The following is a 25,997-nucleotide window of genomic DNA, read 5'->3' on the forward strand; positions in this document are numbered from 1 at the left end:
CCGCTCGATCCTATCGCTGGCTGCGCCGTAGAGCTAGCGTTTACGGTTGATTAGCGATTGCACACATCATCGCGAGCGAGCGCCGCCACGGGATGCTACGACCTGGAGATGGGTTGGCGATTTGACAATAGCTACGGCCGTCTGCCAGGCGCTTTGTTTGCGCACGTCGCGCCCACACCGGTAAAGGCCCCAAGCCTGCTCTTGCTCAACGAGGCGTTGGTGGGCGCGCTGGGGCTTAGCGTCGTCGACCTTAAAACAACGCAAGGCCTCGCGTGGCTGGCAGGCAACGCGTTGCCCGTCGGTGCCGAGCCGTTGGCGCAAGCGTACGCTGGCCATCAATTTGGCCATTTCAACATCCTCGGCGATGGCCGCGCGATCTTGCTTGGCGAACACCTAACGCCAGCGGGCGAGCGCGTCGACATCCAACTCAAGGGGTCGGGGCGCACGCCGTACTCGCGACGCGGTGACGGTCGCGCCGCGCTCGGCCCTATGCTGCGCGAGTACATCATCAGCGAGGCCATGCACGCGCTCGGCATTCCGTCCACGCGCAGCCTCGCCGTGGTGGCCACCGGGGAACTCGTGGCGCGCGAGCGCATGCTGCCTGGCGCGGTGTTGACCCGCGTGGCGGCCAGCCACTTGCGCGTCGGCACGTTTGAGTTTGCGGCCGCGCAGGGTGACGACCAGTTGTTAGCAACGTTGGTGCGCTATGCATGGCAACGTCACGTCGCGCCCGTCGCGAGTTCAACGGTGACGTCTGTGCCGGAGGCCTCGACGGCCGACCTCGCGCTTGCGCTGCTGCACGACGTGATTTCGCGGCAGGCGCGCCTGCTCGCCGCGTGGCAGAGCGTGGGCTTCATCCACGGGGTCATGAATACCGACAACATGACCATCAGCGGCGAAACCATTGACTATGGCCCGTGCGCCTTTATGGACGCCTACGATCCGGCGACGGTGTTTAGCTCCATCGACCATCATGGGCGCTACGCCTACGGCGAGCAACCGACCATCGCGCGGTGGAACCTGGCGCGCTTCGCCGAAACGCTGTTGCCCTTACTTCACCCTGAACCTGCGCGCGCCATCACCGCCGCGCAAGATGCGCTCGACGGCTTCTCGGCGCAGTTTGCGGCGCATTGGCTGGCGACGATGCAGCAGAAGCTCGGGCTCGCCGCGGGCGAGCGCGACGACGGCGACGGCGCGCTCATTGCTGATTTGCTGGCGTGGATGCACGCGCATAAAGCCGACTTCACAGGCACGTTTCGCGCGCTGGCGAGCGCGGCCGCAGCGACGGGCGCCACCGATAGCCCGGACGCCAGCCTAGCGCCGTGGCATGCGCGATGGGCCGCGCGGCTTGCGCGGCAAGGCTTGCCCCCCGACACAGTCGCACGCCGCATGCGGGCCAGCAACCCGGCGCTCATTGCGCGCAATCATGTCGTCGAGGCGGCGCTTGCGGCAGCCCACGACGGCGACCTAAGCGTCACCCACCGGCTCTTGGCCGCGCTCGCCCGCCCGTTTGATGAGGCGCCAGAGTTTGCGGATCTTCGCGTGCCAGCGCCCGCGACGTTTGCCGGCTATCAGACCTTCTGCGGCACGTAACGGGCGCTGCGCGTGCCTACGGGCAACTCGCCACGACGTTGCGCGGAAAGTCGCCGCTGTAGTTTCCCGGCGGATCGTACGAGCAGACGTAGACCGCATTGCCGCCGCAGGTTGCCATAGCGCAGCCGAGGCGCTGCGTGCCGCGCCACACCACCTGCGTGAAATGGCCGGTGCTCATCGAGAAACCCGAGCCGTAGCTGTAGCCGGCGACCTCGTCGTACCACATGGTCGTCACGCGCTGCGGTGACAGCGCGCTCGCGGTGCCGCCCGCTAGGTTTTCGCCATACGATCCTGAGCTGTGCGTGAGGCCGCAGCCTTGCCCGCGCAAATGCTCGGCCCAACGCGCCGCATAGCGTGCGAGCTCGTCGGACCACGTCAGCGGCGAGGCACAATGGCGCGCGCGATAGGTGTTGTGGGCGGTGAGAAATTCACGCGCAAACGCCGAGGTGGCACCGTCCGCGGCCGGCGTCGGCGTTGGCGTTGACGTCGGCGCTGGCTCCGGCGTGACGTACGGCGTTGGCGTTGACGTCGGCGAAACATAGCCACCACCGCCATAGGACGGCGACGCTGTTGGCGCAGTCGCCGGCTGCGACGTCGGTGCCGGCTGCGCGCGGCGGTCAATTACGCACGTTGCCAAACTACCTAGCGCCACGGTCAGGAGGACGAGGCGGAACCAAACGCTAGCTTTCATCGCGGTTAGCTTACCGCGCAGGGCCTGGGCCCGCTACCAAAGCGGCCAGTCGCTCGGTCGCTTGGTGACCGAGGCGTTTTGATACGAATAAATATGCGGCTTGCGGTGGTGATGCCCATGCGGCGTCGCGGCCACGTCTAGACGCTGCACGTCGCTATAGGTCTTGGGTCGCACGACCATAACGGGACATTCGGCGCCGCGAACCACGGCTTCTGACACCGAGCCTTGCACCATGCGGCGCAGGCCGGTCTTGCCGTGCGAGCCCACGACGATTAAGTCGGCGCCGATTTCACCGGCCACCATAAGCACCTCATGCGCGGGCTTGCCGATGCGCACGTGCACGGCATAGTCGATCGCCGCGGCGTCGCCGAGCGCCGCGCAGGCCCCCGCGAGCTTGCTCGCCAAGAGATCGTGCAGCCGTTCGGTATACGCAAAATCCACCGGACCGGCGCCCGCCGCCTCGACGCGATGCTGCTCATCGACCGCGACGAGCACGTGCAGCTGCGACGCGGTGGTGTTGGCATAGCGTAGCGCCCACGTTAAGGCGTGTTCGCCGACGTCCGACCAATCATAACCAACCAAGACCTGATTCGGTTGCATGGAACTTCTCCCCATCTCTTGTTGCTCCTCTCGCCGCGCCCCCGCCTATTCGGCCGCGGCCGTGCCCTTTTGATAATTGGTATAGACGTAAACAGGAATCTTCAGATCGCCGAGGTGCTTCTCCACCAGCGGTTTGACGTCGCTCCACTGCAGGCCACCAACGCCCGTCGCCAGGCGCGGCAAGGCGACGCTGGTTAGCTTTTCCTTTTCGATCTCGCTGCGTAGCTCGCGCAGCGCGTGGTTGACATGGGTGAGCTGCGCCTTGCCGGGATGCGTCTTCTCGTGGGGCGCGGCCTCTTGCGTCAACAAGTTGACGATGCGACGGCCATCCGGGCTCGGCCAGGTCCAAGCGGCGCCCGGCTGCGGGTTGTGCGTGTGGCACCAATGACGAAAATCCTTCGACATCGAGGGCCATTGCTCGCGCAGCTGCGAGGCCAGCCCCGTCGCGAAGTGGTCGTCAGGCGCGACCCCGTGTGCGATGGCTTGGGCTTTGGAAAGTAGGATATCGCCGGTTACTTCTTTGATCATAAGACCGAGGTGTATGTGCAAAGCGCATGCTAAGTCCAAGTGCCTGAAACTATTTGTGACCGGCCTTGTGACAGCGCAAGGGCTGCGCCGCCGAGCGCCAGCCTACGCAGCTTTTGCGCCTTAGCGGCGCGTCCGCTGCCGGGTCGTGTGGCTGCGGGCCTCTGTCAACGATGGCGATCGAATTATTCGAAACACACTTGAATTACTATTTTTGTATTTTTTGAGCTTATTTCCGCAACAATAAGGTCTAAAGTGGCGCCAATTATCTCAAAGGGGAACACTCATGGCTCGCACAACTCACACCGCACCCACCTCAGCTGCTGTCGGCGCTTCGCTGCGCTCCTTCCTCGAAATTCCGTATGACGAGCTGGAGGAACTAAACCTAGCCGCGAAAGCCCAGCGCATCGCGCGGGTATCCCCCACCAAAATTCGCGATGAGCGCATGAAGTATCTTCGCGACGAGAAGCGCATCAAGGCCGTCACCGTGTGTTTCACCGACCTCGAAGGTCGTTTGCACATGCTCGACTACGACAAGAAGTTCTTGCTCAGCAGCGCGGACAACCTCACCTTTGATGGCAGCTCCATCCGCGGCTTCTCGGCGCAACAAGAGTCCGACCTCCGCCTCGCGATCGATTGGCCGGCATTTTACTGGCTGCCGTCCGACGTGTTTGGCCCCGGCAAAGTCCTCGTCTTTAGCGAGGTCCGCGAAAAAGACGGCTCGCCGTACGTCGGGGATCTACGCGGCCAGCTCAAGGCCTATAGCGAAAAGCTCTTCGCCAAGGACGGCACGGTCTGCCACGTCGCCCACGAGATCGAGGGCTTTCTCTTTAAGGGCCGCGACGCCGAGCGCGCGTTTCACGAGACGCGTGAGTTTAACTTTATCTCGACCGGCGGCTACTACCATTCGCTGCCCGGCGATGCGCTGCGCACCTTCATCGATCACTGCGCCGAGGCCCAGCGCGCCATGGGCTTTGAAAACGAAAAAGATCACCCCGAAGTCGCGCCGTCGCAATTTGAGATGAACTTTAAGTATGCCGATGCGCTCATTGGCGCCGATCAGGTCCAGCTCTACAAGCTGCTGGCGCGCCAGGTCGCGAGCCAACTCGACATGACGGCGTCGTTCTTGCCCAAGCCCGTGACCGGCGTCAACGGCAACGGCATGCACACCAATATCTCGCTGTCGCGCAAGGGCGTAAACCTATTCCACGACAAGAAGGGCAAGGACGGCCTGTCAAAAATGGGCTGGGAATTTATCGGCCGCATCTTGGCGTCGGCCCCCGATATTTGCCTCGCCCTCAATGCCAGCGTCAACTCGTATCGTCGTCTCGACCCACACTACGAAGCGCCCAACCAAATCAAGGCCTCGGCGATCGACCGCGGCTCGATGGTGCGCATTCCGCTTGGCAACGAGCGCTCGGCGCGCGTCGAGGTGCGCAGCGTTGCGCCGGATGCCAACCCGTATATGTCGGTCTACACCGTGCTGCGCACCGGGCTCGAGGGCCCCAAGGAATCGGACGACGACAGCAAGAAGTCGCGCACCCGTTTCTTGCCAGACAACATCTACGACGCCATTCGCCTGTTTAAGGGCAGCGTGTTTGCCAAGAAGCTCTATGGCGACGTGGTCCACACCAAATATGCCGAGCTCAAGAACGCCTCGGCCGAGCGCTGCCCCAAGGCGCTGGGCGCGACGGTGAAGACAAATGAAATTCAGTTTCACCACGAAGTGACAAATCAGTACCTTTGGAACCAGTTTTAGCCACGTCGAAGGGGCGCGCCTATATTGCGCCCACGGAGGCTTTGTTATGGTCGTCCGCATGAAGCGGCTCGCAAGCGTTTGGCCCTTAGCGCAAAAAGGAATCGCGTGTGGCCTGATGCTCGCGGTTGGCAACGGTTGCGTGGTCCGCGATGCGAGCACGCCAGAGACCTTTGTCGAAACCACGGTGGCAACGCTGACCGGCGATCTCGAGGCGACCTTTACGTTTGAATCCGACGAGCCGTTGGCGACCTTCTTGTGCGCCGTCGATGAGCTAGCGTTTGCCGCCTGCACGTCGCCGTTCACCACGGCGACCTTGAGCGACGGCGAGCATACGTTTAAGGTCAAGGCCGTCGACGTCGCCGGCAACGAAGATCCTTCGCCGGCCACCCACGCCTGGGTCGTCGACAGCAACTTGCCGCGCCTTGAGATCGTCGGGCCACCCGCGCTCACCACTATCCGGGCGACGCTGCTTACCATTACCGCGAGCAAACCTGTCGAGAGCTTTGTGTGCGCGGTTGGCGACGCGGCGCTGGCGCCGTGCGTTGCCATCTCGTCGACCTCGGCGCAGTATGAATTTGAAGCCACCCCTGATGGCGCGTTCGCGTTGCGAGTCGAGGCCGACGATGCGGTCGGCTACACGGCCACGGCAACGTATGCATGGGTCGTCGACGCCACGGAGCCCGTGCTCACCGCGCCCACCGCCCCAGCCGCCGTCAACAACCTCTCTAGCATTTCAATTACCTTTGCCAGCAACGAGCCGCTAGCCGATGCGACGTGCAGCTACGATGGCGGCGCCGCGGCCGCATGCACGGCCCTGACTTACAGCCGCAGCAACGTCCCCGAAGGGCAGCACAGCCTGGTCTTGAACGTGCACGATCTCGCCGGCAATGCCGCGAGCAAGACCGTCGCCTGGCGTACCGACAAAACCAAACCGGTGCTCGCGGTCGAACCGTTGAACGGCAAATGGTCGGTCACGTCAAACGAGAGCACGCATGTGGTGGCAACCGGCCTCAACGCGACGATCGCGGCGAATCAGGTCAAATCGTGGGGCACGCTGCCAACGGGCGTGGGGAATCACTCGATCACGGTGACCGGCACCGATACCGCTGGCAACGTCCAAACCGCGATCGGATATCATTGCGTGGACAATCCGTCGGGCACGATTTGTGACTAAGCAACTAAGCGACGAAGCGCGCGCCGCCGCCGCGCAGGTGCCTACAAATTACATTTTAGGAGAACCGACGTCGCGACGTCGACTGCCCGCGCGAGATTGAGCGCATCATCATCGGCCACCGTAACCTTGACCGCGAACGCCGTGCCGCCTGCCCAAATATGGAGCGTATCGGCCCCGGCCTCCCAGCTCGCAGCCTCGCCGACATCGGCCACGGCCTGCATGCCGGCGGCACCCAGGCCATACGCGGTGGCGAATTGCGCCGAGGTTTGCTCGCTCACCAGCCCAACTCCAACCAGCCGTGCACCGGCGGCTTTGCCCTTGGCGGCCTTGTCGCGCGGCCAGGTGTACAAATTGAAATCTTGCGCCGGCGAGTTAGCGGCGCGCGTGTAGGCCATCTTGCCCTGCGGGGCGGGAAGGCCAGCTAACGCCGCGGCCTCTTCGAGCGGAAGCAACTGGTCGAGCTTAGTCGCGAATTGCGCCAGGCAGCGATTGCCGCCGCCCGTCGCCGCTCGATCCATCGCGTTAGCAACGCGCGGTGCAGCGGCCTTATCAGCGAGGTCAGGCTTGCGCGCGGTAGGCGTCAGCCCTGCCGATACCGCGGCGTCGGGCTTGCTCGCCGGCTCGCTATTGACGCCGCACGCACCCCACGCACTGGCAAAAACGAGAACTACTAGTGAGATGACGGGCTGGCGCACGCGGCCACCTTACCCTAGAGCGCCTCTCAAAACCCCTCCCATTTCGAGTAAGTCCAGCTTGGCAGCTGGCGGCGTTGCGTGGTCGGCCCATACAACCAGTATGAGCCTCTTTCGCGCCTTGCCAGCTAGCCAACCTGCCTCTTACTCGCGCGGTCCGGGGTTATGAAAGGCGCTCTAGTTCCCAGGCCAGGGGCCATGCTACGAATGCGCATGCTGCTAGAGACCTTTGAGGCCGGGCCGTTTGCCTGCAATTGCTCGGTGATCGCGTGCGAGGCCACGCGCGAGGCGGTAGTCATCGATCCGGGCGGCGAGGTCGACCGCATCGCCGACATCGTGCGCAGCAACGACCTCACCGTGAAGGCAATCATTCACACGCACGCTCATCTGGACCACATCTACTGCACGCGCGACGTCAAGGAAGCGCACGGCGGCGACATCTGGCTGCACAAGGGCGACTTGTTTCTTTACGACGGCATCGCACAACAGGCCGCGATGTTTGGCTGGCAGCCGCGGCCGGTGCTGCCGGTAGACGTCTACATGAAAGATGGCGATCGGGTCGCGTTTGGCGCGCACGCGGCGCTGGTGATCTATACGCCGGGGCATACGCCGGGGTCGGTTTGTTTTGAGGTCACCGAGGCCGGCGAGCCGACCTTGCTGTTTTCTGGGGATACGCTGTTTAAGCGCAGCGTTGGGCGCACCGACCTGCCTGGCGGCGATGCGCGCCTACTTGAGCGCTCGATCAAAAACAAGTTGTATGTGCGTGATTTAGATACGATCGTGATACCGGGCCATGGCGATAGCACCACGCTTGGCGAGGAAGCGCGCAAAAACCCGTTTGTCACCGCGCGGTAAACGCGCACTTTTGGCTTGAATTAATTTTCTTCTTTGCCGCCCGGTAGGAGCACGCCAGCGGGGGCAAAAGCAGCGTATGATAGTCGGCGATGACAACTACGGTGCCTAAGGTCGCGGCTGATATAGAAGCTTTGTGCAGCAAGTGCGGCGACGTCTGGCACGTCGTCGTCGCGATGGAAAAAACCAAGGTCGTCAAGGTCCAGTGCAAGCAGTGCGGCGGCCAGCATCGCTACAAGCCGCTCAAGGCCGCCGAACGCGGGACGATGGGCCCGACCAACCGGCGCACCGAGGTCGATGCAGAAGGTAATATCGTACCCATCGCCAAGGTGGCCAAGGCAAAAACGTCACGGGCAAAGTCTGCTACCGGCGCCAGCAAGCTGCTGGCCAATGCGCCCATGGTGCAAGCCGATACCAGCAAGCCGACGCGCGCCTACAAGCCACGCGAACCGTTTGCCGTCGGCGAGCGCATTGAACACCCAACGTTTGGCCTCGGCGTCGTCGAGCTGGTGCCCGCCGCAGGCAAGATTCAAGTATTTTTTCCAAGTGGCCGCAAGCTGCTTGTATCGGGCAACACGGTGACGCCTGCAACGATGTTTGGCGCGTAGGGCAGCTTAGATTCGGCTTGGCGCGAGCCGGCTTGTTTGATAGCAACGCCTCATGTCGAAGCACATGTGGGCAGGGGTTGTTGGCGTGGTTGGTTTGATGGTCTTGGGCGGCAGCGTCGCGGCCGAGGAGCCAGGCGATTGGGCCCGCGATCACGATGACTACGTAACGTTTTCCACGTACGCGACCGGCAATCATAGCGCGCTTATCAACGTCGAATTGCGAATGCCTTGGCGCGCCAAACGCCGCGCCAAGCCGATCGTCGAGCGATTGGCCACGCTCGGCGTCGATCACCAGCGCAGCCAGCGCGCGCTGATAACGTGGCCCAAGAAAACGATCTGGTCGGGCATCGGCAACGGCGACGCGGTACTAGTTGCCACAAAAGACGGCACGCTGTGGCGCGCAGTCGACGTGAATGCGGCCGCCGCAGCGACATTTGTGAAGGTGGCCAATATCTCTAGGGCAACCACGTGGGACGCAAATGCCGCGACGAACATCGTCGTCGCGGGCGCGGGCAAGACGCTCTATGTTTCGCATGATGGCGGCGGCGCGTTTACGCCATTCAAGCTTAAGCGGCGCATCGAGGGCGTGTTCGTGCGCGCCGATGGCGTGATCGCGGTCGACCTCAAGGGCGCGCCACCGCAGTCCTCTCGCGATGGCGGCAAGACCTGGCAGGTGGCGCCCGCGGCGTTGCGCGATCTGAAGTTGGTGCGCGAAGGCAACCTGATTGGGCAGGCGCTGGACACCGGCGAAGGCGTGCGGGCCGCCTGTCGCAACGGCGTGCTCGCCGCCGATGGCATGACGTGGAAGGGCTGGACCAAGAGCTGGGAGCACACCGCGCCAAAGGCCGATGCCAAGCGGGATATTCCGGGGGGAACCGAGGATAGCCAGCTTGATGACTGGGACGACAAGTTCTCGAGCTGGGCCGCCGAGTTCACATCATGGCCGAGCGCGCTTGCCGCGACGCCGCTGCAGCCAAAGCACGAGGTTGAACATGCGGAACTAACCGCGGCATGCAGGCAGCGCGGCGGCGGTGGCTTCGGAATTGGCAGTATTGGCTTTATTGGGTCGCCGAGCGCGCCGGCTGGCTGCGTCGGCATCGACTGTGTTGCAAATCGCTATCCTAGCCATCGCAGCATCCGGTTGCGCTTTGACACGCTCGGCGATGGCGAATGTCTTGGCCAAATCAAAGATGGCATGTGCCAAGGCACAATCAAGCGCCCGGCGACGATCTACGCCGTCGATCAGGGGCGCAAGACGATCGCGTTGGCAACGCCGCCGTGCGAGGGTATGCGTCACAAGATTCTGCTTGAAGGCGGCGTGGGGTTGGCACAATGCGCCGCCAATCACGAGGTGCAGGCCCTTGGTAGCGACGGCCAGTGGCGTGTGCTTGGCCTCCTCGACTTTCCGATACGGACCGCCGAAGTCGGGCCCACCGGCGCCATCGTGCTGCGCGACGATTGCTATGCCAATGGCGCATCGTGTGGCTATGTCGCAACCCTGCCGGCGACGCGAGACGGGTTAGCGCTTACCCCGTCGGTGCGCGGGCAGTATCTCCGCGATGCGATGCCACTAGCCAATGGCAATGTGCTGATTACGATCGCCGTGCCACAAGCCGACGACCGAACGTGGATCTTCCTCGAGCGCAATGAGGGCTGGACCGCCGACGCCAAGGCACGCGACAAGCCGCGCCGCCCCGCCCACCTCACCGACCGCCTGAGCAAGCTCGCCGACTGTTTCAAGGAATCTGGCACGGCGCGGGTGGCGGGCGAGGTTAAGGTGGCCTGGGACGGCACCAAGACGACGTTCACGGGGACCAACACGGTCATCGAGCAATGCGCACATAAGGTGCTCGGGCGTTTTCCGGGGAGCCTGCCGCCCGGCGACAACACGATCTTCTTTCGCCAGTACCACACGTTGTTCGATGTCGTGGAACGCACGCCCGCCGGCGCTGAGGTCCGCGCCATGCGAGGCCTGCGCCTTGAGGGCGAGCTGAACGGCGTCTACTTCAGCGACAAGGGAGAGTTGCGCGTGCGCGAAACGATTCGACAACCCGCCTACCTCGTCCGCGAGTGGCAATTTGACGCGGGCCTGGGCGCGTTGATTCCCGTTGCCGAAGCGAAGTAACTCCGCCTGGCCCGCGCAGCACGGCGGCGACCGAAAAGCAAAATCCACCACTTTGGTGGCCAACCCTTTAAAATTGCTATAGTCCTGGGGTAGGTACGTGACCCTCATGAACGGCAAGCAGGTAGCGATTGCGATTTTGGTGTTAGGCGTCGGCATCGCGGTGGGCGCGATGGTGTTCATGGTGAAGGCTCAGCCCAAGGCGGGCGCGGTGGTGATGACGATCGCGCTGCCGGGTGAGGCGACGTTGCGCGTGCGCAGCGAACTCGGTGGCGATCGAAATTTCATCGAGTATCGCGACAGGGCGTATACGTGGCAGGGGCTCATCCCGCCGTATGCCGGCCTCGACGGCGGCACCGCGGTCGCTGCCAATGACAAGGCGATCATGGTGAGGGTGCTGCGCAACGGCAACGAACAAATCTTCTCGTTTGCGCGGCCACACGACTCGCGGCTGGGCACGATCTCGCTGGGGCCATCAACGGGTGCGATGCGCGCGGCTGCCAAACAACTTGGCGGCAGGGTTTGGACGTTCGGCGACACCGCGTATCACTTGGTGCCGAGCGGGCCTAACGGCGTCGCGATGAGCGCGTTCAACCTCCAAACGGGCAAGGCGTTTTGGAAGGTTGACCTCGCGCCAGCGTTGTTTGCCAAGCCTCCGGTGGCGGGCCCGCGCGGCCTGACACTCCACGACGGGGCGCGGGAAGTCGTCCTCGCCGCCGCGACCGGCCTCGCTGGTTTGTGACATTTAATAATTGCTTTTAGTTACAATCATTTACGGGCAAATACTGCCTTTGCGACGGCGCGCCGCCAGCGTATAATTAAAAGATGGTTTCTGCGCGCCAACCGCCTCCGCCTGACGATTTCGGCGGCGAAGAGCACACCGAGACAGGCATGCGCCTGGGCCTGCCACTGCCCAGCGATGCCGCCGACCCCATCGACGCCGGCGCGTCTTCGACGGGGTTTAAAAAAATAGTCGAACCACCCGTGCAAGACGTGGCCGCCAGCATTGATGCTAGCGCCGTGCCCGCCGCGCCAAACTGCACGCCGCCGCATCCAGGTGCCAACGCGCTGACGGTCGACGACGTCGCCAATGTCGACGCCTTGCCACCCACCGCATTTCTCAATCGCGAACTGACGTATCTCAATTTTTGTTGGCGCGTACTGCATGAGGCGACGGAAGCGCGTACGCCCTTGCTGGAGCGTTTAAAATTTGTCTCGATCGTCGCGAGCAACATCGACGAATTTTTTATGAAGCGCATCGGCGGCCTGAAGCAACAGGCGATGGCCGGGCTGCAAGTGGCGACCGCTGACGGCCGCTCGCCGCAAACCCAGGTTGCCGAGTGTCTCGCCGCGGTGGCTCAGCTTGAGCGCAGGCGCAGCGAGGTCTTAGAGACGACGCTCGCCGATATGCGCACGCAAGGCATCGCCGTGGTGGCGTTTGATGAGCTGTCGGCCGACGAGCAAGCCAGCGTGCGCGAGCACTACGTCAACAATATTTTCCCGCTGGTGACGCCGCAGTCGATCGACCCTGCCCATCCCTTTCCGTTTATTTCGAACCTTTCGCTTAACCTGCTCGTCACGCTGCATTTCCCTAAAGACCAAGACATGCGCCTGGCGCGGGTCAAGGTGCCCATTGGCAATGGCATCTCGCGCTTTGTTCGCGTTGGCGGCGGCGCCCATAAGTATGTTCGGCTCGAAGATGTCATGGCCAAGACGCTCGACCTCTTGTTTCCGGGCATGGTCGTCGAGTCCTGCCATCAGTTTCGCGTTACGCGCAACGCCAACACCGAGCGCGCCGAAGAAGAGGCCGACGACCTGGTCGAGCTCATCGAGATCGAGCTGCGTGAGCGCAAGTTTGCGCCCGTGGTGCGGATGCAAGTCGCCGGCGGCATGCCCACCGTGCTGCGCGGCCACCTCGCGGCTGAGCTTGGCCTTGACGAGCACAGTGACGTGTTTGAGGCCGAGGGCATGCTGCGCCAACGCGACGTCATGGAGCTCGCCATGCTCGAGATCCCGGAGCGTCCCGAGCTGCGCGATGCGCCGCACTCGCCGGTGCAGCCCGCGGACCTCACCGCCAAGCGCAATATTTTTCACACCATTCGCGATCAAAAATCGCTGCTGGTGCACCACCCGTATGAATCGTTTCAGCAATCCGTCGAGCGCTTCCTCAAGGAGGCGGCCACCGATCTCAAGGTGCTCGCGATCAAGATGACGCTATACCGCACCAGCCGCGATTCTGACGTGATCAAGTCGCTGATCAAGGCTGCGATGGGTGGCAAGCAAGTTGCCGTCGTGCTCGAGATCAAGGCGCGCTTTGACGAAGAGGCGAATATCCGCTGGGCGACGCGTATGGAGCGTGCCGGCATCCACGTCACCTATGGCGTGGTTGGTTTAAAAACGCACTGCAAGTCAGTGCTTGTCGTGCGGCGCGACTACGATGGCCTTCGCCGTTACGCGCACATTGGGACCGGCAATTACCACAGCGGTACGGCGCGGCTCTATACGGACTTTAGCCTGCTGACGTGTGTCGACGCCATCGGCCGCGATCTAACCGAGCTGTTTAACTACCTGACCACCGGATACGAGCCACGGCGTCGTTACAGCAAGCTGCTCGTGGCGCCAAATTTGATGAAGGCGGCGCTGCTCAAAAAAATCGAGCGTGAAATTGCGCACCAAAAAGCCAATGGCAACGGCAAGATCCAATGGAAGATCAACGCGCTTGAAGACGTCGATATCGTGCGCGCGCTGTATGCCGCCTCGCAGCAGGGCGTGCAGATCGATCTGATCATTCGCGATAGCTGCCGGCTGCGCCCGGGCATTGCGGGCCTCTCAGCATCCATTCGCGTCGTCAGCGTCGTCGGGCGCTTCCTCGAGCACGCGCGCATCTACCATTTTGGCAACAATGGCCGCGGCGAATACTATATTGGCTCGGCCGACGCTATGCACCGCAATCTCGAGCGGCGCGTCGAGGTACTCGTGCCAATCGAAGAGGCACGGCTGCAGGCCGAGCTGCGCGCGCTCATTGAGATGCAGCTTGCCGAACACCCGGGGGCCTGGCACATGCAGAGCGACGGCAGTTACCACCGCACCGATTCGGCGCTGCCCCACGCGCAGGTGCGCAGCACCGAACGCGCCGAGCAACGCCTCAAAGAGGCGACCCGCGCCAATCGCAAAATGCAGAAATAGCGGCACGTGGCAGCGCGCGAGGCGCGGAGTTGCTACACCGGGGTATGGAATCATTGCTGCCGCATGTAGTCATCATCGGCGGTGGGTTTGGTGGGCTCACCGCGGCCAAGGCGCTGGCCGAAGCGCCGGTGCGGATCACACTGATCGATCGCAGCAACCATCACCTATTTCAGCCCCTGCTCTACCAGGTGGCTATGGCGGGCCTATCACCGGCCGATATCGCGGCGCCGATTCGCTCGATTCTGCGCGACCAAGCCAACGTGCAAGTCATCATGGCCGAAGTGGCGAGTGTCGACCTCGCAGGGGGCACGCTGCGGCTCGATATTGGCGAACTGGCCTATGACTATGTCATTGTGGCCGCCGGGGGAAAGACCAGCTACTTTGGCCACGACGAATGGGCGCGGTTTGCGCCGGGGCTCAAGAGCATAGATGACGCCCTTGAAATTCGGCGGCGTGTGCTCAAGGCCTTCGAAGCGGCGGAATGGGAACAAGATGCGTCGCGGCGCAAAGAACTGCTAACGTTCGTGGTCGTCGGCGGCGGCCCGACCGGCGTGGAGTTGGCGGGCGCCATCGGCGAGCTAACGCGGTTTGTTCTCGGTCGCGATTTCCGCTCCATTTCGCCCGGGGAGGCCGAAGTTGTCTTGCTCGAGGGCGGCGCGCGCATTTTGCCGAGCTTTGACCCCCGCGTCTCGCAGCTCGCGGTGTCGCAATTGGCCGAGCTCGGGGTGCGGGTTCGCGTAAACACCCGCGTTACGGCGATCGACGAAGGCGGCGTGCATTTGGCGGGCGACGTGCTGCCGGCCGCCACCATCATTTGGGGCGCCGGCGTGCGCGGTAATGACCTCGCGGCGACGCTTGGTGTGCCGCTCGATCCAAGCGGGCGCGTCATCGTCAATCCAGATCTGACGATCCCGGGCACGCGCAACGCGTTTGCGATTGGCGATATCGCTCGCTTTGAACAAGACGGCGCGCCGCTGCCCGGGGTCAGCCCGGTGGCGATGCAAATGGCCCGCCTCGTCGCCAGCAATATCCAGCTCGCGCTGGCGGGCCACGCCGGCGAAGGGTTTCACTACACGGACAAGGGCAGCATGGCGACCATTGGCCGCAATCGTGCGGTGGCGCAAATGGGTGGGCGCGTACTAAGCGGCACGCTGGCCTGGCTTGCCTGGTTGGCGGTGCACTTGTATTTCCTGATTGGCTTTCGCAATCGGGTCGCGGCGCTGCTGACGTGGTTTTGGTCGTACGTGACGTATCAGCGCGGCGCACGGCTGATTACGGGCGAGTCGATTAGCCAGCTGCCCGCGCAAACGCTGGCAACGCCCAAGCCGTCGACGCCGCCTCATTGACAGTTTGGCACAAGGCGCGCGAGCTAAATGTCATTCGCGGCGGTGGGTAGCATGCGGCGGGCGTTGCGTAGGCATAAGCCTTGGAAACTATAACGCGCGCTACCTGGCACGCTCGTTGCTAATTGCGCAGGCATGTCTAATTTACAAATCGCCCCTTCGACCCGTCAACGTTTCCTGCGTGCGACCGCCATGTCACTCGCCCTCGCCTTGCCGACGCTGGCCACCGCGCCTCGGGAGGCGCACGCCGAAAAAATGATCATCGAGCTCTCCATTCATCAGAAAAAGCTGCCGCCCATTATCAGGACGTGGACCATGCCCATGCCCGAGTTGCCGATGGCAGATGGTACCGCTCGATCACAAGACGCCAATATCTACTTTCGCCGCACCGAAGATGTCATGACGCTTGAGGTCGACGCGCCAACCGTTCCCATGGCGGCTCGGCTTAAGGCCACGCTCGCGTCGCTGCGGAAAGAACCCGCGGTTGTCGAGCAAACCGGCGTGTACCGCCTGCAATGGCGTATTGTGCCGTAACCGCGCCTGCGTGCTATAAGCGCTACATGAACGCCAGCCCTCACGTCGCCCTCGGTTGTTTTCATGCTGCGTTAGCTATTGGCGCGGGCGCGTTTGGTGCGCATGGGCTTAAAGATCGCCTCGACGCGCGCGGCCTCGAGATTTTCGAAACCGCAGCCAAGTATCATATGTATCACGCACTCGGGTTAGTGCTCGCCGGCCTAATGCTTGCGCGCGTGCCGAGCGCAGCCCCGGCGGCCTGGCTCATGCACGGCGGCATTGCGCTATTTTGTGGCAGCCTCTACCTCATGGCGCTGACGCCGCTGAAGCTTGGACCGGTGACGCCAATTGGTGGCGTGCTCTTTCTCGCGAGCTGGCTATGGCTCGGCATTGCGTGGCTGCGCAGCTAGCCGCGCTAGCTGCGGATTGCTCGCGCGGCGCCACAAAAATGCGTCGAGCACGTAGTGGGTAGCTTGCGGCGTGGCGAGCAGCGCCACCCACAAGGCGGCGCCACCTGGGAGGCGAAGATCGCCAAAGAGATAGCTGCGCTCGTGCCAAACCGCGCGGTCCCATAGCAACTCCTCGGCAAATGCGATGGCCCACAGCGTAATGAGCAAAAACCACGGTCCCAGGCGCACCACCGAGGCGACCGTGACGCTGCGCGGCGCGCTAATCTGCCGCGCGTAGAGATAAACCAATGCCAGATACGGAACACCGTGAATAAGCACATTGGTGACGGTAAACGCGATATCGCTATTTGTGAGCACAATGCCGCCAAACCAACAAGCCGCCGTGGTCGCGATGACCAAGTGCTTGCCCAGGTTGGCGCGCGAGCCAGCGACGATGAGCGCGCGGGCGACATAGAGGACGGCAATGATTGCGCCAAGCACGAGCGCGGCGTCGGCTACCCAGGGCGCGAGCCCGTTTGCAAAATCGCCGTCAACAAACCAATCAAAGGAGCGCGGCAAGTGGGCATGCCACCAGATGAGGGGAACCACCGTCGCGGCGTAGATGGCGGCGCCGTCGATGAGCCGGCCCCACCGCGTGTGCTCGCCCGCGCGCCCGCGATACATCATGACCCAGCCAAACTGCTGGCGAACGAAGTGCAGCACCGCGAGATAGGCGAGCACGCGCCAAAACCACGCCGCGCCCGCCCAGCCATAAAGCGCCGCGCCGACGCCAAAACAAGCGATTGGCGTCAGCGTGTAGAGCCATCGACGGCGCGCGAGCTCGCTGCGGTCTAGGTAGACGATGAGGCCCGTCGACCACACGTGGGCGACATCGACCAAGAGCACCGTGGCGATCCACGTCGCCTCGGCGAGCATGGCTGGCTCCTCGCCGCTCGCGTGCGATTGCGCCTGCGCGAACCAAAGCCATAGCAGCGCCACGACCGCTGTGCCGCCAAAAAGCAGCAGATCTGCGTCGCGCGAGAAAATCCACGCCGTGCGCGGCGTGCCCTCCATCGGCACGCTCATCCGCCAACCTCGTGCGCCGCCGCGCGTGCCGCCGCGACGCCTTGCGCAAAGGCCTCTTCAAATACCGGCACCACCGAGCGATCGACGTGGGCATGGAAGACGCCTGGTTGCGCCGCAGCGCCCCATCCAGCCAATTGCGCACGCCTGGACCCAACCACCGGCCGCGCCATCGCATGGCCCCAGAACGCGACATCGAGGCGCTGCACGCGGGTCGCGATATCGGGGTGCGCGCGCTGTAGGTCGGCCAAGATCACATGCGACCACGCCTCATGCGTCGCCGCGAGCAACGAGGCACGCGCCGTGGCGACGTCGACGTCGGTAATTGGATAATACCAAGTCCACACCGTCTCGCCGCTGTCGGCGCCGGCCTGATGCGTCGCCACGACGTAGCCTAGGCTCTTGCTGTCGTAGAGCACGTTGTCCCAGCTCGGTGGAAAGTTGCCGCGGCGCTCGGGCGGCCGGCTGCGCAGATGCAGGTTGGCAACCACCCACGGGCCAACGCTGCGCGACGTTGGCGACGTTGGCGCGGCGGGCGGCGGCGGCAGGACCGAGCTCGGCGCAATAATGCGCGACGCGACAAAGCTCGGCACCGCGCTGATCACCGCGCCGGCGCGAAAGCCGCGCAGCGCCTCGCCCTGCATCGCGAGCAGCTCAAAGCCGGCGCCGACGCGCGTCACCGACAAGACCGCGGAATTTGGGCGCAGCGCCTCGCCCGCCGCCATTGCCAAGTGCGAGACCAGCGCGCCATTGCCACCCGGCCACGTCACGACCGGCCTTGCATCGTTTACCGCCGCGTCAAAGCGGGATGCGAAATAGTAGAGCCCTGCCCACGCGCTGGTGTGTTCGGGAAGCATGCCGTAGTCGTCGCGGCAGGCGTAGTCGCAAAGCCATCGCACGCGCGATGACGCGATGCCTTGCGCGTCCAGCCACTGCGCGAACGATAGATCATCTAGCGCAATCACCTCGGCGTCGTCGGAAAGGCGCGTCGACGGCACGGCGAAGGCACGTCGGCCGCGGCCATCGCGAAAGCGCGCCCACATCTTGAGCGCTTGCTCAAAGCGCGCCAGCTGCGCGACGTCGTCGGCGCTGGCACCGGCGTGCAAGAATAGCCCGGGATACCAGCGACCGCGATAGAACAGGCGTTCGTCGGGTTCTCGGCAGCGCAAATGCTCGTGTACCACCGGCGTGCCGTCGTCGGCGATTTCATCGATCGCGCCCATCTCGTCGAGCAACGAGGTGAGGTCGCTGTTTTCAGCGTCGGGCGCGACAATATAGTGCGCGCCCCACGGAAACGCGGTAACCGCGCCAAGGCCAGCGCGCGCGGTGCCACCAACCTCGGGCATGAGCTCTAGCACCACGCAGCGCTTGCCTTGCCGTCCCAACTCCCACGCCGCGGATAGCCCGGAAGGCCCTCCGCCGATAATCGCGACGTCGACCTGTTCCCACGTTGCCGGGGCCAGCGGCGCTGTGCCGAGCGCGCGATAGTCGCGGACAAACTGATGACCGCGCGCCGCACCTGTATCGATGATTTCCCCGGGGATGTGCAGTCCACCGGCGCCCAGCGCGCTGCCGCGTCGATCGCAGGCGGCGGCAAAGCTACCACCGAGCAAGTACGCCAAAAAATCGCGGCGCGAGGTCATGATGCGTTTACTGCCAACGCCGCCATTCGTCCTCGTAGTAGCGGACCAGCGCCTGATTATCGAGTTGGTTGATTTCCACCTGCACCGGGCCCATATCGGCGGGAAAGACAAACAATGACGCGAGCAGGTCGCTGGTTAGAAATCGTAAGCGCCCTGTGACGGCTGGCGCCAACTTTGTCGGCAGCGTCACCTCGCCCGCTTGCGCCAATACGTAGCCCCATTCGCCAAACGACGGGACCGTGACGTGATACGGCGCAACGCCCAGGCCCGCCGCCCGCATGGTCTCGACGATGCACCAATAGGCATAGCGCGCGAACAGCGGTGAGGTGGCCTGCACCGCCACCACGCCGCCTTGCGCGAGCTTGCGCGCAAGCAGGCGATAGAAGCGTTTGGTGTAGAGCTTGCCGAGCGAAAAATTGTTCGGATCTGGAAAATCGATAATGACCACGTCCCACGCGATGGGCGTTGTCTCGATCCACACCATGGCGTCTTGGTTCACCACGGTCAACCGCGGGTCGTCGAACGAGTGGTCGTTCAGCTCGCCCAGCGGCTTAAACACGCGCGACAGGCTGGTCATCCCTGGATCTAGATCGACCAGCGTAATGTGCTCGACGGCATCGTATTTGCGAATCTCGCGCAGCGCGAGGCCATCGCCACCGCCCAGCACTAGGACATTTTTGGGTGGCCGCGCGATCGCGCTCATCGCTGGGTGCACCAGGGACTCGTGATAGCGATACTCGTCGGCGCTGGCGAATTGCAGATTGCCGTTGATGAACAGGTTAAAGCCCGTGCGGCCATGCGTCACCACCAACCGTTGGTGCTTGGTGTTCTTGGCAAACACCACGTCGTCGGCATACATGGCGTCTTCGGCGAGCGCGGTGATGTCGTTGGATCGCAACAGCGCATAGCCCAGGCCCAGCAGCACCGCCACCGCGCGCAGGCGCACCCCGAGCACGCGCTTGCCAATGAGGGGCCGCAAGATCCACGTGCCCCACAGCGCCACCACGGCATTGAGCATGCCGACCAAGAGCGAGGTCTTGATCAGCCCAAGGTGAGGCATGAACACGATGGGAAACAGCAGCGACGCCGCGAGCGCGCCAATATAGTCAAACGTCAGCACGCGTGAGACTAGATCGCTAAACGATAGGTTCCCCTGCAAGATCCGCATCAGCAGCGGCAACTCGAGGCCGCAAATGGTCCCCGTCGCGATGACAAAGCCCAGCAGCGCGAATTGAAAATGGCGGACCTCCGCGAACAGATAGAACAGCACCGGCACCGACAGCCCGCCAACGATGGCTACGGCGAGCTCAAGGTCGAGAAAGCGCTCGGCGAGCCGGTTGTTGACAAAACGCGAAAGCCACGCACCAAGCCCCATCGCGGATAAATACAGGCCAATGACCAGCGAGAACTGCGTCACCGAATCGCCCATGAGGTAGCTGCCGAGCGTGCCCGCGAGCAACTCGTAGATCAGGCCGCACATCGCGACGATCACCACATTGACAAATAGCAAGGGCGCCGAAATGTGCACGGCCGGCTGCACGGGTGAATCGCTCGCGGAATCGGCCCCAGCCATGGCGGCGCTTATAGCATGGTTTGCCCGGCGGCTGGGTCAGCGGCCCTGCGCCGGCAGCACGGCTTCAGCTTGATAGAGCTCTTCAATGGCCTCGCGGCGGCGCACGATATGGAACTGCTCGCCATCGACGATGACTTCGGCGGGGCGAGGCCGCGCATTGTAGTTCGACGCCATCGAGGCGCCGTACGCGCCGGCGACGCCAATGGCGATCAGCTCACCTTGCGCCAGTGCGGGCAGCTCACGGTCCTTGGCGAGAAAGTCGCTCGACTCGCACACCGGCCCGACGACGTCGGTCACTCGCATCGCGCGATCGACGGGCGGCCGCACCACGGGATCGATGGGATGGTAGGCGCTATAGAGCGCGGGCCGCATCAGATCCGTGAACGCCGCGTCGACGATGGTGAAGTGTTTTTCCTCGCCGGCCTTGCGAAACAGCACCTTGCTTAGCAGCACGCCCGCGGGGGCGACCATTGATCGACCTGGCTCGAGCACGAGCTGAACGCCTAGCTCACGCAGGCTGCCACTCGCGGCCATGACCGCCGCGGCATACGCTTGCTGCGTTGGGCCCACGGCTTCGCCGGGTTTACGATATTGCACGCCGAGGCCGCCGCCAATGTCGAGATACTTTATGGGCACGCCCTGCGCGCGTAAGGCAACAACCAATTCGGCCAAGCGGCCGACCGCCTCGCTAAACGGCGCCGTATCGAGCAATTGCGAGCCGATGTGGCAGTCGATGCCAATGATATTGACGTGGCCGACGCGCGCCGCCGTGGCGACCGCCGCCGCGACCGCTTCACGCGCGATGCCAAATTTATTTTGCCGCAGCCCGGTGGAAATGTATGGATGCGTCTGCGCGTCGACGTCGGGATTGACCCGCAACATGATGTTGGCGGTGCTACCCGCGGTCGCCGCGACCGCGCCGACAAGCTCGATTTCTTCGATCGATTCGACATTAAACGCCATGATGCCCGCCGCGAGCGCCTCGGCAATTTCGTCGCCGCGCTTGCCGACGCCAGAGAATACGACGTTGCTTGCAACGCCACCCGCGGCCAGCCAGCGCCGCAATTCGCCAATTGACACGATATCTGCGCCGGCGCCGAGCCGCACCAAAACACTGAGCACGCCGAGATTGCCGTTGGCTTTGACGCTGTAGCAAATAAGCGGCGGCCAGGCGGCGAACGCGTCGACATAGCCGCGATAGGCCTGTTCGATGAGCGCTCGGCTATAGACATACGTCGGCGTGCCGACCGCGCTGGCGATGGTCGGCAGCGGCACGCCCTCGCAGGTGAGCACATCATTTTTGTAGGTAAAGCTCATTTGCAGAGCGTATCTCATAATCTCGGACCGAGCGAGCGAGAGGCAGGTTGGCTAACTGGCAAGGCGCGAAAGAGGCTCATACTGGTGGTATGGGCCGATTGAGCAACGCCGCCAGCTACCAAGTTGGCCTCGCTCGCGACAGGAGAGGTTATGAGATACGCTCTAACTCCTTGCGAATCCGACGTAGTTCGGCGGTTACTTGTTTGCGCGCCGGCGCGCCGACCAAATCGCGGCGGGCGAGCGCACGGTTTACGTCGAGCCACTTGTAAATGTCCCGATCAAATTTGGCGTTGACGTCGCGATAGTCCGCCAGGTTCAGCGCCGCCAGCTCGCAATTCTTGGCAAGCGCGCGCCGCACCAAGGTGCCCGCGGCGTCGTGCGCATCTCGAAAGGCGACGCCCTTGGCGACCAGGTAGTCCGCGACCTCGGTGGCTACGAGATGCCCCTTGTCGACGGCCGCGCGCAGCACGTCGCGGTGAAACACCACCGACGCCATCATGCCCGCGGCGACGGTAAGCGAGGCCTCAAGCGTCTCCACGGCGTCATAGAGCGGCTCCTGCGTTTCTTGCAGATCTTTGTTGTAAGCCAGGGGCAACCCCTTGACCACGGTCATGAGTGTCACCCACGCGCCGATGACCCGCCCCGCCTTGCCGCGCACCAACTCGGCAATGTCGGGGTTCATCTTCTGCGGCATCAGGCTCGAGCCCGAGCAATACGCCTCGCCAATCGACGCAAAGCCGAACTCCTGCGACACCCACAAGACGAGTTCTTCGCCAAGCCGCGACAGGTGGACCTGGCACAAGGCCGCCGCCGCGACCAGCTCAATGGCAAAATCGCGATCTCCGACCGCATCAAGACTGTTGCGCGATAACGCGGAAAATCCCAGTTGCGCCGCGGTTTCCTCGCGATCAATGGGCAATGTCGTCCCGGCGAGCGCGCCCGAACCCAGTGGCGAGACGTTGGCACGTAGCAGCGCGTCGGCAATGCGGCCGGCATCACGCGCCAACATGGCGTCATAAGCGAGCAGGTGATGCGCCACCGAAACCGGTTGGGCCCGCTGCAAATGCGTATAGCCGGGCATCAGGGTATCGAGCTCTTGCTCGGCCTTGGCAACCAACACCAGGCGCAGCGCCTTGATCGCGGATAGCAGCCGACCGCCCGCCATCACCGACCACAGGCGCAGGTCGGTCGCGACTTGGTCGTTGCGGCTGCGACCGCTGTGCAGGCGGCGTCCGGCGTCGCCAATTTTATCGGCGAGCCGCGCTTCGACGTTCATATGGATGTCTTCGAGGTCGGCGCGGAATTTCAACTTGCCTGCCGCAAATTCCGCCTCTACCTCGGTCAGGCCCCCTGCGATTGCCGCCGCATCTCGCGCGCTCAGGATGCCTTGCTTGGCCAGCATGGCGGCGTGGGCGCGCGAACCGGCGACATCGACGGCGAGCAACCGATAGTCAAAGCCAATCGACGCGTTTAGCCGGGCCGCCGTCGGATCGAGCGCCTTGGCGAAACGGCCGCCACGCGCGCCGGTGTGCGTTTTCTTGGCCGCCTTAGATTTTACATGAGGGGTCTTGCTCACGTCCGCAGTGTGCCAGAAACGCCGTTTTCTTGCGCCCGGCCCGGTTATTTTCGACAATGGCCGCGTATGGACAAACGCTTCCTCATCGACCAACTCATGGCCAATCTCGACAGGTCCGCGCGCACGGCGCTGACCGCTAGCGAGGCGCTCGCCACCGAGGCGCGCGATGGCGCGACGCCTGACGAAAAACGCGAGGACGCTCGCGCCGCCCATCAGGTCGCCAATCTTGGCCAAGCGCAAGATCGCCGCGCGCGGCAGGCCTTGGCCGAGATCGACGAGCTGCGAGGGTTTGCGCCCCCGCGCCTCGCCGCGGGCTCGAATATCTTGCTAGGCGCACTGGTCGAGATCGAAGATGCAGAATCGGGCGATGGCCGCACGCTGTTTCTCGCGCCGGTGGGCGCCGGGGTCACGCTCACCGGGCCGGGCGGGGATGGCTTTCTTACCGTCGTCACGCCTGCATCACCCGTCGGCCGCGCGGTCATGGGTCGCAAGGTCGGCGATGTCGTCGATGTCGCCGTGCAAGGCGAGCTGCGCGAGTGGCAGATAAGCTACGTCGAATAGCGCCGCGCCAATTAAGCGTTACGAGATCGGTTCGGACGGTGCCGTCGTGCTGACGCCCGCACCCCAAAAACTGACGTTTGGCAGCGGTCCCACTACGAGGGTACCCACCCCGGTGTTGACATCGATCGTGAACATCTCGCCAGCCGCTGAAAAACCGTAGAACGTGCCGGCGTAGAACGCCATGCCCCACACGCCGTTGAACCCGGTCGGGCCAATGAGCGTCGCCTCAAACGTGGTTTCGTCGAGCCGCGCCAGGCTGGTTGAACTCTGGCCCGCATCTAACATGGCATAAATGCCGACGTCGCGCACATAGAACAAATCGCCCGAGAAACCAGTGCTTGGTCCCAACGATCCGACTGACGTTGCTTCTCCGGTGGTTTGGTTGATCTCCGCCAGTTGATTCGAGCCGCCGGCGATGAGGCGTTCCGCGCCGGTCGGATTGCCGACATCGACGGGCATGAACGTCAGCGCATTCGCGGAAAAACTTAACTGTGGCGACAACAACTCTGCCTCGGCGGTTTCTGGGTTGACGCGCATAATCTTGGAGAAGGTCGCGATATAGAGTTCGCCGGCCGCATTAAGCGCCAGATCCGTGGCCTGGTCGGCGGCGGGGTTAAAAGCGCCGCTGAAGGGTCCGACCTCGGTCAGCTCATTGGTCAAGGGATCGATCTTGTAGAGCACGTTGCTGCTATGCGCGTAAAATGCGTGCACGACCTCTATGGGTGGGGCGTCGGGATTTTTGGGACGATCGGGTTCGTCAGGTTGCGATTGACCGGTAGTAAAACAGCCGCCCATCGCCGCCAGCGCGCAAAGGAAAGCTACCAAGATCCAACTGCGTAGCATCGCCATATTGTAGCCAGCGCCCGCGCCGGATACCACGCAATTTCGAGCTTCGGCGCCAATTGGTGTGGCGCCAAGGTGTGTCGCTATCGCCGATGTAGGCCAACCTGAGCCAGCAGGATCGCGGCTACGCCCGCGTCAGATCGCGGCAGATGTTCTTCTGATGGGCCTCGATGGTGCCACCGCCAATTTCGATGAGCTTGGCGTCGCGCAAGAATTGCTCGACGCGATACTCGCTGCAATAGCCCCAGCCGCCGAGGACCTGCACCGCGGCGTCGCACACCTCTTTGGCCGCGGTCGCGCAAAATAGCTTGGCGGCGTCGGTGCCGAGGCGATTGCGTGACGCAGGATTTACCGTCGCGGCGACGCCGTAGACCAGCGCGCGCATGGCCTCGACCTTGGCGAAACTATCGCCGATGTAGCGCTGAATCTGGCCAAATTCAGCGATGGGCTTGCCGAACGCGCTGCGGTCGACGGCGTACTTGGTCATGACGTCCAGGCACCGTTGCGCCATGCCCAGGCTCATCGCCGCCAGGCCCAGGCGCTCGATCTCGAGATTTCGCATCATGTTGGTGATGCCGCCGCCCTCCGTGCCGAGCAGGTTGGCCGCCGGCACGAAGCAGTTGTCAAAGATGAGCTCGCACATGGTCGACGCGCGCATGCCCATCTTGTCGATCTTGGGGCTGTTGCTAAACCCGGCAAAGCCGCGCTCAACGAGAAAGGTCGTGATCTTGCCCTCGAGCTTGGCGTAGACGCAAAACACGTCGGCCTCGGGCCCGTTGGTGATGAACGTCTTGCGCCCCGTGAGCAGATAGCCGTCGGCGGTGCGCACGGCCACCGTCTGCATGCCGAGCACATCGGTGCCCGCGCCAGGCTCGGTCATGCCCATCGCGCCAACCTGCGCGCCGCTCATGGTCTTTGGCAGGTAGCGTTGGCGTTGCACGGCGTTGCCGGGGAAATACACATTGTTCACAAACAACAGCGCGTGCGCGAGATACGCCAGGCAAAACCCTGGATCGGCATAGGCCAACTCTTCGTGCACGATGACCGAGGCCACGGCATCAAGCCCAGCGCCGCCATCGGCCTCAGGAATGGTGATGCCAATAAAGCCGAGCTCGCCGAGCTTACGCAGCAGCCCGACGTTGAACTCGCCCTTTTGGTCGTACTCGCTCGCCTGCGGCTCGACATGATCGCGCGCAAAGCGGCGGATCGTCTCACGCACCATGGCGTGGTCGTCAGATGGTTCCCAGAGGCGCTTATCGAGCGAAGACATCATGCCCGCTAGATAGCACACTGCCGGCGGTGACGGCGGGGTCACTCTCGCCCTGAAATATATTATAAATTACAATTAGTTATG

The 25,997-nt window shown here is 63.3% G+C and carries 23 protein-coding genes; 12 read left to right on the top strand and 11 right to left on the bottom strand.

The annotated features are described in order from the left end of the window. The first annotated feature begins 108 nt into the window (after window positions 1-108). Window positions 109-1,593, top strand: coding sequence for a YdiU family protein (locus IPL79_12560; protein ID MBK9071816.1), 1,485 nt, complete (start codon window positions 109-111; stop codon window positions 1,591-1,593). A 16-nt stretch (window positions 1,594-1,609) separates the two neighbouring features. Here IPL79_12560 and IPL79_12565 read toward each other — a convergent pair whose 3' ends face one another. The 3 genes from IPL79_12565 to IPL79_12575 are packed head-to-tail and all read right to left on the bottom strand — an operon-like array spanning window position 1,610 to window position 3,412. After that, window positions 1,610-2,284: a hypothetical protein gene (locus IPL79_12565; protein ID MBK9071817.1), complete on the bottom strand. Its 675-nt coding sequence runs from the start codon at window positions 2,282-2,284 to the stop codon at window positions 1,610-1,612. Window positions 2,285-2,317: 33 nt separating this feature from the next. Further along, complete coding sequence (locus tag IPL79_12570) at window positions 2,318-2,884, bottom strand: universal stress protein (protein ID MBK9071818.1); 567 nt, start codon at window positions 2,882-2,884, stop codon at window positions 2,318-2,320. Window positions 2,885-2,929: 45 nt separating this feature from the next. After that, the gene (locus tag IPL79_12575; protein ID MBK9071819.1) at window positions 2,930-3,412 is read right to left on the bottom strand and encodes a macro domain-containing protein; all 483 of its coding nucleotides are present in this window, start codon (window positions 3,410-3,412) and stop codon (window positions 2,930-2,932) included. A 283-nt stretch (window positions 3,413-3,695) separates the two neighbouring features. Between IPL79_12575 and IPL79_12580 the strand changes: the two genes are divergently transcribed. Then, window positions 3,696-5,168 (top strand): glutamine synthetase, encoded by a 1,473-nt coding sequence (locus IPL79_12580; GenBank protein MBK9071820.1) that lies wholly within the window; start codon window positions 3,696-3,698, stop codon window positions 5,166-5,168. 58 nt (window positions 5,169-5,226) lie between these two features. Then, window positions 5,227-6,342: a hypothetical protein gene (locus IPL79_12585; protein ID MBK9071821.1), complete on the top strand. Its 1,116-nt coding sequence runs from the start codon at window positions 5,227-5,229 to the stop codon at window positions 6,340-6,342. Window positions 6,343-6,383: 41 nt separating this feature from the next. Here IPL79_12585 and IPL79_12590 read toward each other — a convergent pair whose 3' ends face one another. Then, complete coding sequence (locus IPL79_12590; protein ID MBK9071822.1) at window positions 6,384-7,037, bottom strand: hypothetical protein; 654 nt, start codon at window positions 7,035-7,037, stop codon at window positions 6,384-6,386. A gap of 195 nt (window positions 7,038-7,232) precedes the next feature. Between IPL79_12590 and IPL79_12595 the strand changes: the two genes are divergently transcribed. From IPL79_12595 to IPL79_12630, 8 genes are all read left to right on the top strand, one after another. Then, the gene (locus IPL79_12595; GenBank protein MBK9071823.1) at window positions 7,233-7,889 is read left to right on the top strand and encodes an MBL fold metallo-hydrolase; all 657 of its coding nucleotides are present in this window, start codon (window positions 7,233-7,235) and stop codon (window positions 7,887-7,889) included. 89 nt (window positions 7,890-7,978) lie between these two features. Next, window positions 7,979-8,494, top strand: a complete 516-nt coding sequence (locus IPL79_12600; protein ID MBK9071824.1) for a hypothetical protein — start codon at window positions 7,979-7,981, stop codon at window positions 8,492-8,494. A gap of 52 nt (window positions 8,495-8,546) precedes the next feature. Further along, the gene (locus IPL79_12605) at window positions 8,547-10,619 is read left to right on the top strand and encodes a hypothetical protein (GenBank protein ID MBK9071825.1); all 2,073 of its coding nucleotides are present in this window, start codon (window positions 8,547-8,549) and stop codon (window positions 10,617-10,619) included. A 106-nt stretch (window positions 10,620-10,725) separates the two neighbouring features. Then, a complete protein-coding gene (locus tag IPL79_12610; GenBank protein MBK9071826.1) occupies window positions 10,726-11,358 on the top strand; it encodes a hypothetical protein in 633 nt (210 codons plus the stop codon). Between the two features lie 149 nt (window positions 11,359-11,507). Next, window positions 11,508-13,802: a polyphosphate kinase 1 gene (ppk1, locus tag IPL79_12615; GenBank protein MBK9071827.1), complete on the top strand. Its 2,295-nt coding sequence runs from the start codon at window positions 11,508-11,510 to the stop codon at window positions 13,800-13,802. Window positions 13,803-13,858: 56 nt separating this feature from the next. Next, window positions 13,859-15,148: an NAD(P)/FAD-dependent oxidoreductase gene (locus IPL79_12620; protein MBK9071828.1), complete on the top strand. Its 1,290-nt coding sequence runs from the start codon at window positions 13,859-13,861 to the stop codon at window positions 15,146-15,148. Window positions 15,149-15,337: 189 nt separating this feature from the next. Next, a complete protein-coding gene (locus tag IPL79_12625) occupies window positions 15,338-15,679 on the top strand; it encodes a hypothetical protein (protein MBK9071829.1) in 342 nt (113 codons plus the stop codon). 26 nt (window positions 15,680-15,705) lie between these two features. After that, window positions 15,706-16,068 carry a DUF423 domain-containing protein gene (locus IPL79_12630; GenBank protein MBK9071830.1) on the top strand — a complete coding sequence of 121 codons (363 nt, stop codon included), beginning with the start codon at window positions 15,706-15,708 and terminating at the stop codon, window positions 16,066-16,068. Here IPL79_12630 and IPL79_12635 read toward each other — a convergent pair. The 5 genes from IPL79_12635 to argH all read right to left on the bottom strand — a co-directional run bounded on the left by IPL79_12635 (window position 16,036) and on the right by argH (window position 23,452). Continuing rightward, window positions 16,036-17,133 carry a hypothetical protein gene (locus IPL79_12635; GenBank protein ID MBK9071831.1) on the bottom strand — a complete coding sequence of 366 codons (1,098 nt, stop codon included), beginning with the start codon at window positions 17,131-17,133 and terminating at the stop codon, window positions 16,036-16,038. The genes IPL79_12630 and IPL79_12635 overlap by 33 nt on opposite strands. Further along, entirely contained in the window at window positions 17,130-18,773 is a 1,644-nt protein-coding gene (locus tag IPL79_12640) for an FAD-dependent oxidoreductase (protein MBK9071832.1), read from the bottom strand. The genes IPL79_12635 and IPL79_12640 overlap by 4 nt, the downstream gene beginning before the upstream one ends. Before the next feature lie 7 nt (window positions 18,774-18,780). Further along, window positions 18,781-20,295, bottom strand: a complete 1,515-nt coding sequence (locus IPL79_12645) for a polyamine aminopropyltransferase (protein MBK9071833.1) — start codon at window positions 20,293-20,295, stop codon at window positions 18,781-18,783. An 87-nt stretch (window positions 20,296-20,382) separates the two neighbouring features. Then, window positions 20,383-21,663 carry a diaminopimelate decarboxylase gene (gene lysA / locus IPL79_12650; GenBank protein ID MBK9071834.1) on the bottom strand — a complete coding sequence of 427 codons (1,281 nt, stop codon included), beginning with the start codon at window positions 21,661-21,663 and terminating at the stop codon, window positions 20,383-20,385. 148 nt (window positions 21,664-21,811) lie between these two features. Further along, window positions 21,812-23,452 carry an argininosuccinate lyase gene (gene argH / locus IPL79_12655; protein MBK9071835.1) on the bottom strand — a complete coding sequence of 547 codons (1,641 nt, stop codon included), beginning with the start codon at window positions 23,450-23,452 and terminating at the stop codon, window positions 21,812-21,814. Between the two features lie 48 nt (window positions 23,453-23,500). On the opposite strand from argH, the gene IPL79_12660 reads away from it, so the two are divergent. After that, window positions 23,501-23,800 carry a GreA/GreB family elongation factor gene (locus tag IPL79_12660; protein MBK9071836.1) on the top strand — a complete coding sequence of 100 codons (300 nt, stop codon included), beginning with the start codon at window positions 23,501-23,503 and terminating at the stop codon, window positions 23,798-23,800. A gap of 18 nt (window positions 23,801-23,818) precedes the next feature. Here the strand turns inward: IPL79_12660 and IPL79_12665 are convergent, their stop codons facing one another. Both IPL79_12665 and IPL79_12670 read right to left on the bottom strand, forming a co-directional pair. Next, window positions 23,819-24,643 (bottom strand): hypothetical protein, encoded by an 825-nt coding sequence (locus IPL79_12665; protein ID MBK9071837.1) that lies wholly within the window; start codon window positions 24,641-24,643, stop codon window positions 23,819-23,821. A gap of 124 nt (window positions 24,644-24,767) precedes the next feature. Beyond that, a complete protein-coding gene (locus IPL79_12670) occupies window positions 24,768-25,916 on the bottom strand; it encodes an acyl-CoA dehydrogenase family protein (GenBank protein MBK9071838.1) in 1,149 nt (382 codons plus the stop codon). Between the last annotated feature and the right edge of the window lie 81 nt (window positions 25,917-25,997).

Source organism: Myxococcales bacterium (assembly GCA_016716835.1).
In the GTDB taxonomy this organism is placed as follows: domain Bacteria; phylum Myxococcota_A; class Polyangia; order Haliangiales; family Haliangiaceae; genus JADJUW01.

Excerpts from the sequence above, each read along its gene's own strand:
- IPL79_12560 (MBK9071816.1), top strand. The coding sequence starts at position 109 with ATGGGTTGGCGATTTGACAATAGCTACGGCCGTCTGCCAGGCGCTTTG.
- IPL79_12565 (MBK9071817.1), bottom strand. The coding sequence starts at position 2,284 with ATGAAAGCTAGCGTTTGGTTCCGCCTCGTCCTCCTGACCGTGGCGCTA.
- IPL79_12570 (MBK9071818.1), bottom strand. The coding sequence starts at position 2,884 with ATGCAACCGAATCAGGTCTTGGTTGGTTATGATTGGTCGGACGTCGGC.
- IPL79_12575 (MBK9071819.1), bottom strand. The coding sequence starts at position 3,412 with ATGATCAAAGAAGTAACCGGCGATATCCTACTTTCCAAAGCCCAAGCC.
- IPL79_12580 (MBK9071820.1), top strand. The coding sequence starts at position 3,696 with ATGGCTCGCACAACTCACACCGCACCCACCTCAGCTGCTGTCGGCGCT.
- IPL79_12585 (MBK9071821.1), top strand. The coding sequence starts at position 5,227 with ATGAAGCGGCTCGCAAGCGTTTGGCCCTTAGCGCAAAAAGGAATCGCG.
- IPL79_12595 (MBK9071823.1), top strand. The coding sequence starts at position 7,233 with ATGCTACGAATGCGCATGCTGCTAGAGACCTTTGAGGCCGGGCCGTTT.
- IPL79_12600 (MBK9071824.1), top strand. The coding sequence starts at position 7,979 with ATGACAACTACGGTGCCTAAGGTCGCGGCTGATATAGAAGCTTTGTGC.
- IPL79_12605 (MBK9071825.1), top strand. The coding sequence starts at position 8,547 with ATGTCGAAGCACATGTGGGCAGGGGTTGTTGGCGTGGTTGGTTTGATG.
- IPL79_12610 (MBK9071826.1), top strand. The coding sequence starts at position 10,726 with ATGAACGGCAAGCAGGTAGCGATTGCGATTTTGGTGTTAGGCGTCGGC.
- ppk1 (MBK9071827.1), top strand. The coding sequence starts at position 11,508 with ATGCGCCTGGGCCTGCCACTGCCCAGCGATGCCGCCGACCCCATCGAC.
- IPL79_12625 (MBK9071829.1), top strand. The coding sequence starts at position 15,338 with ATGTCACTCGCCCTCGCCTTGCCGACGCTGGCCACCGCGCCTCGGGAG.
- IPL79_12630 (MBK9071830.1), top strand. The coding sequence starts at position 15,706 with ATGAACGCCAGCCCTCACGTCGCCCTCGGTTGTTTTCATGCTGCGTTA.
- IPL79_12635 (MBK9071831.1), bottom strand. The coding sequence starts at position 17,133 with ATGAGCGTGCCGATGGAGGGCACGCCGCGCACGGCGTGGATTTTCTCG.
- IPL79_12640 (MBK9071832.1), bottom strand. The coding sequence starts at position 18,773 with ATGACCTCGCGCCGCGATTTTTTGGCGTACTTGCTCGGTGGTAGCTTT.
- lysA (MBK9071834.1), bottom strand. The coding sequence starts at position 21,663 with ATGAGCTTTACCTACAAAAATGATGTGCTCACCTGCGAGGGCGTGCCG.
- argH (MBK9071835.1), bottom strand. The coding sequence starts at position 23,452 with ATGGGCGGCGCGAGCGTCCTCGCGTTTTTCGTCAGGCGTCGCGCCATC.
- IPL79_12665 (MBK9071837.1), bottom strand. The coding sequence starts at position 24,643 with ATGCTACGCAGTTGGATCTTGGTAGCTTTCCTTTGCGCGCTGGCGGCG.
- IPL79_12670 (MBK9071838.1), bottom strand. The coding sequence starts at position 25,916 with ATGATGTCTTCGCTCGATAAGCGCCTCTGGGAACCATCTGACGACCAC.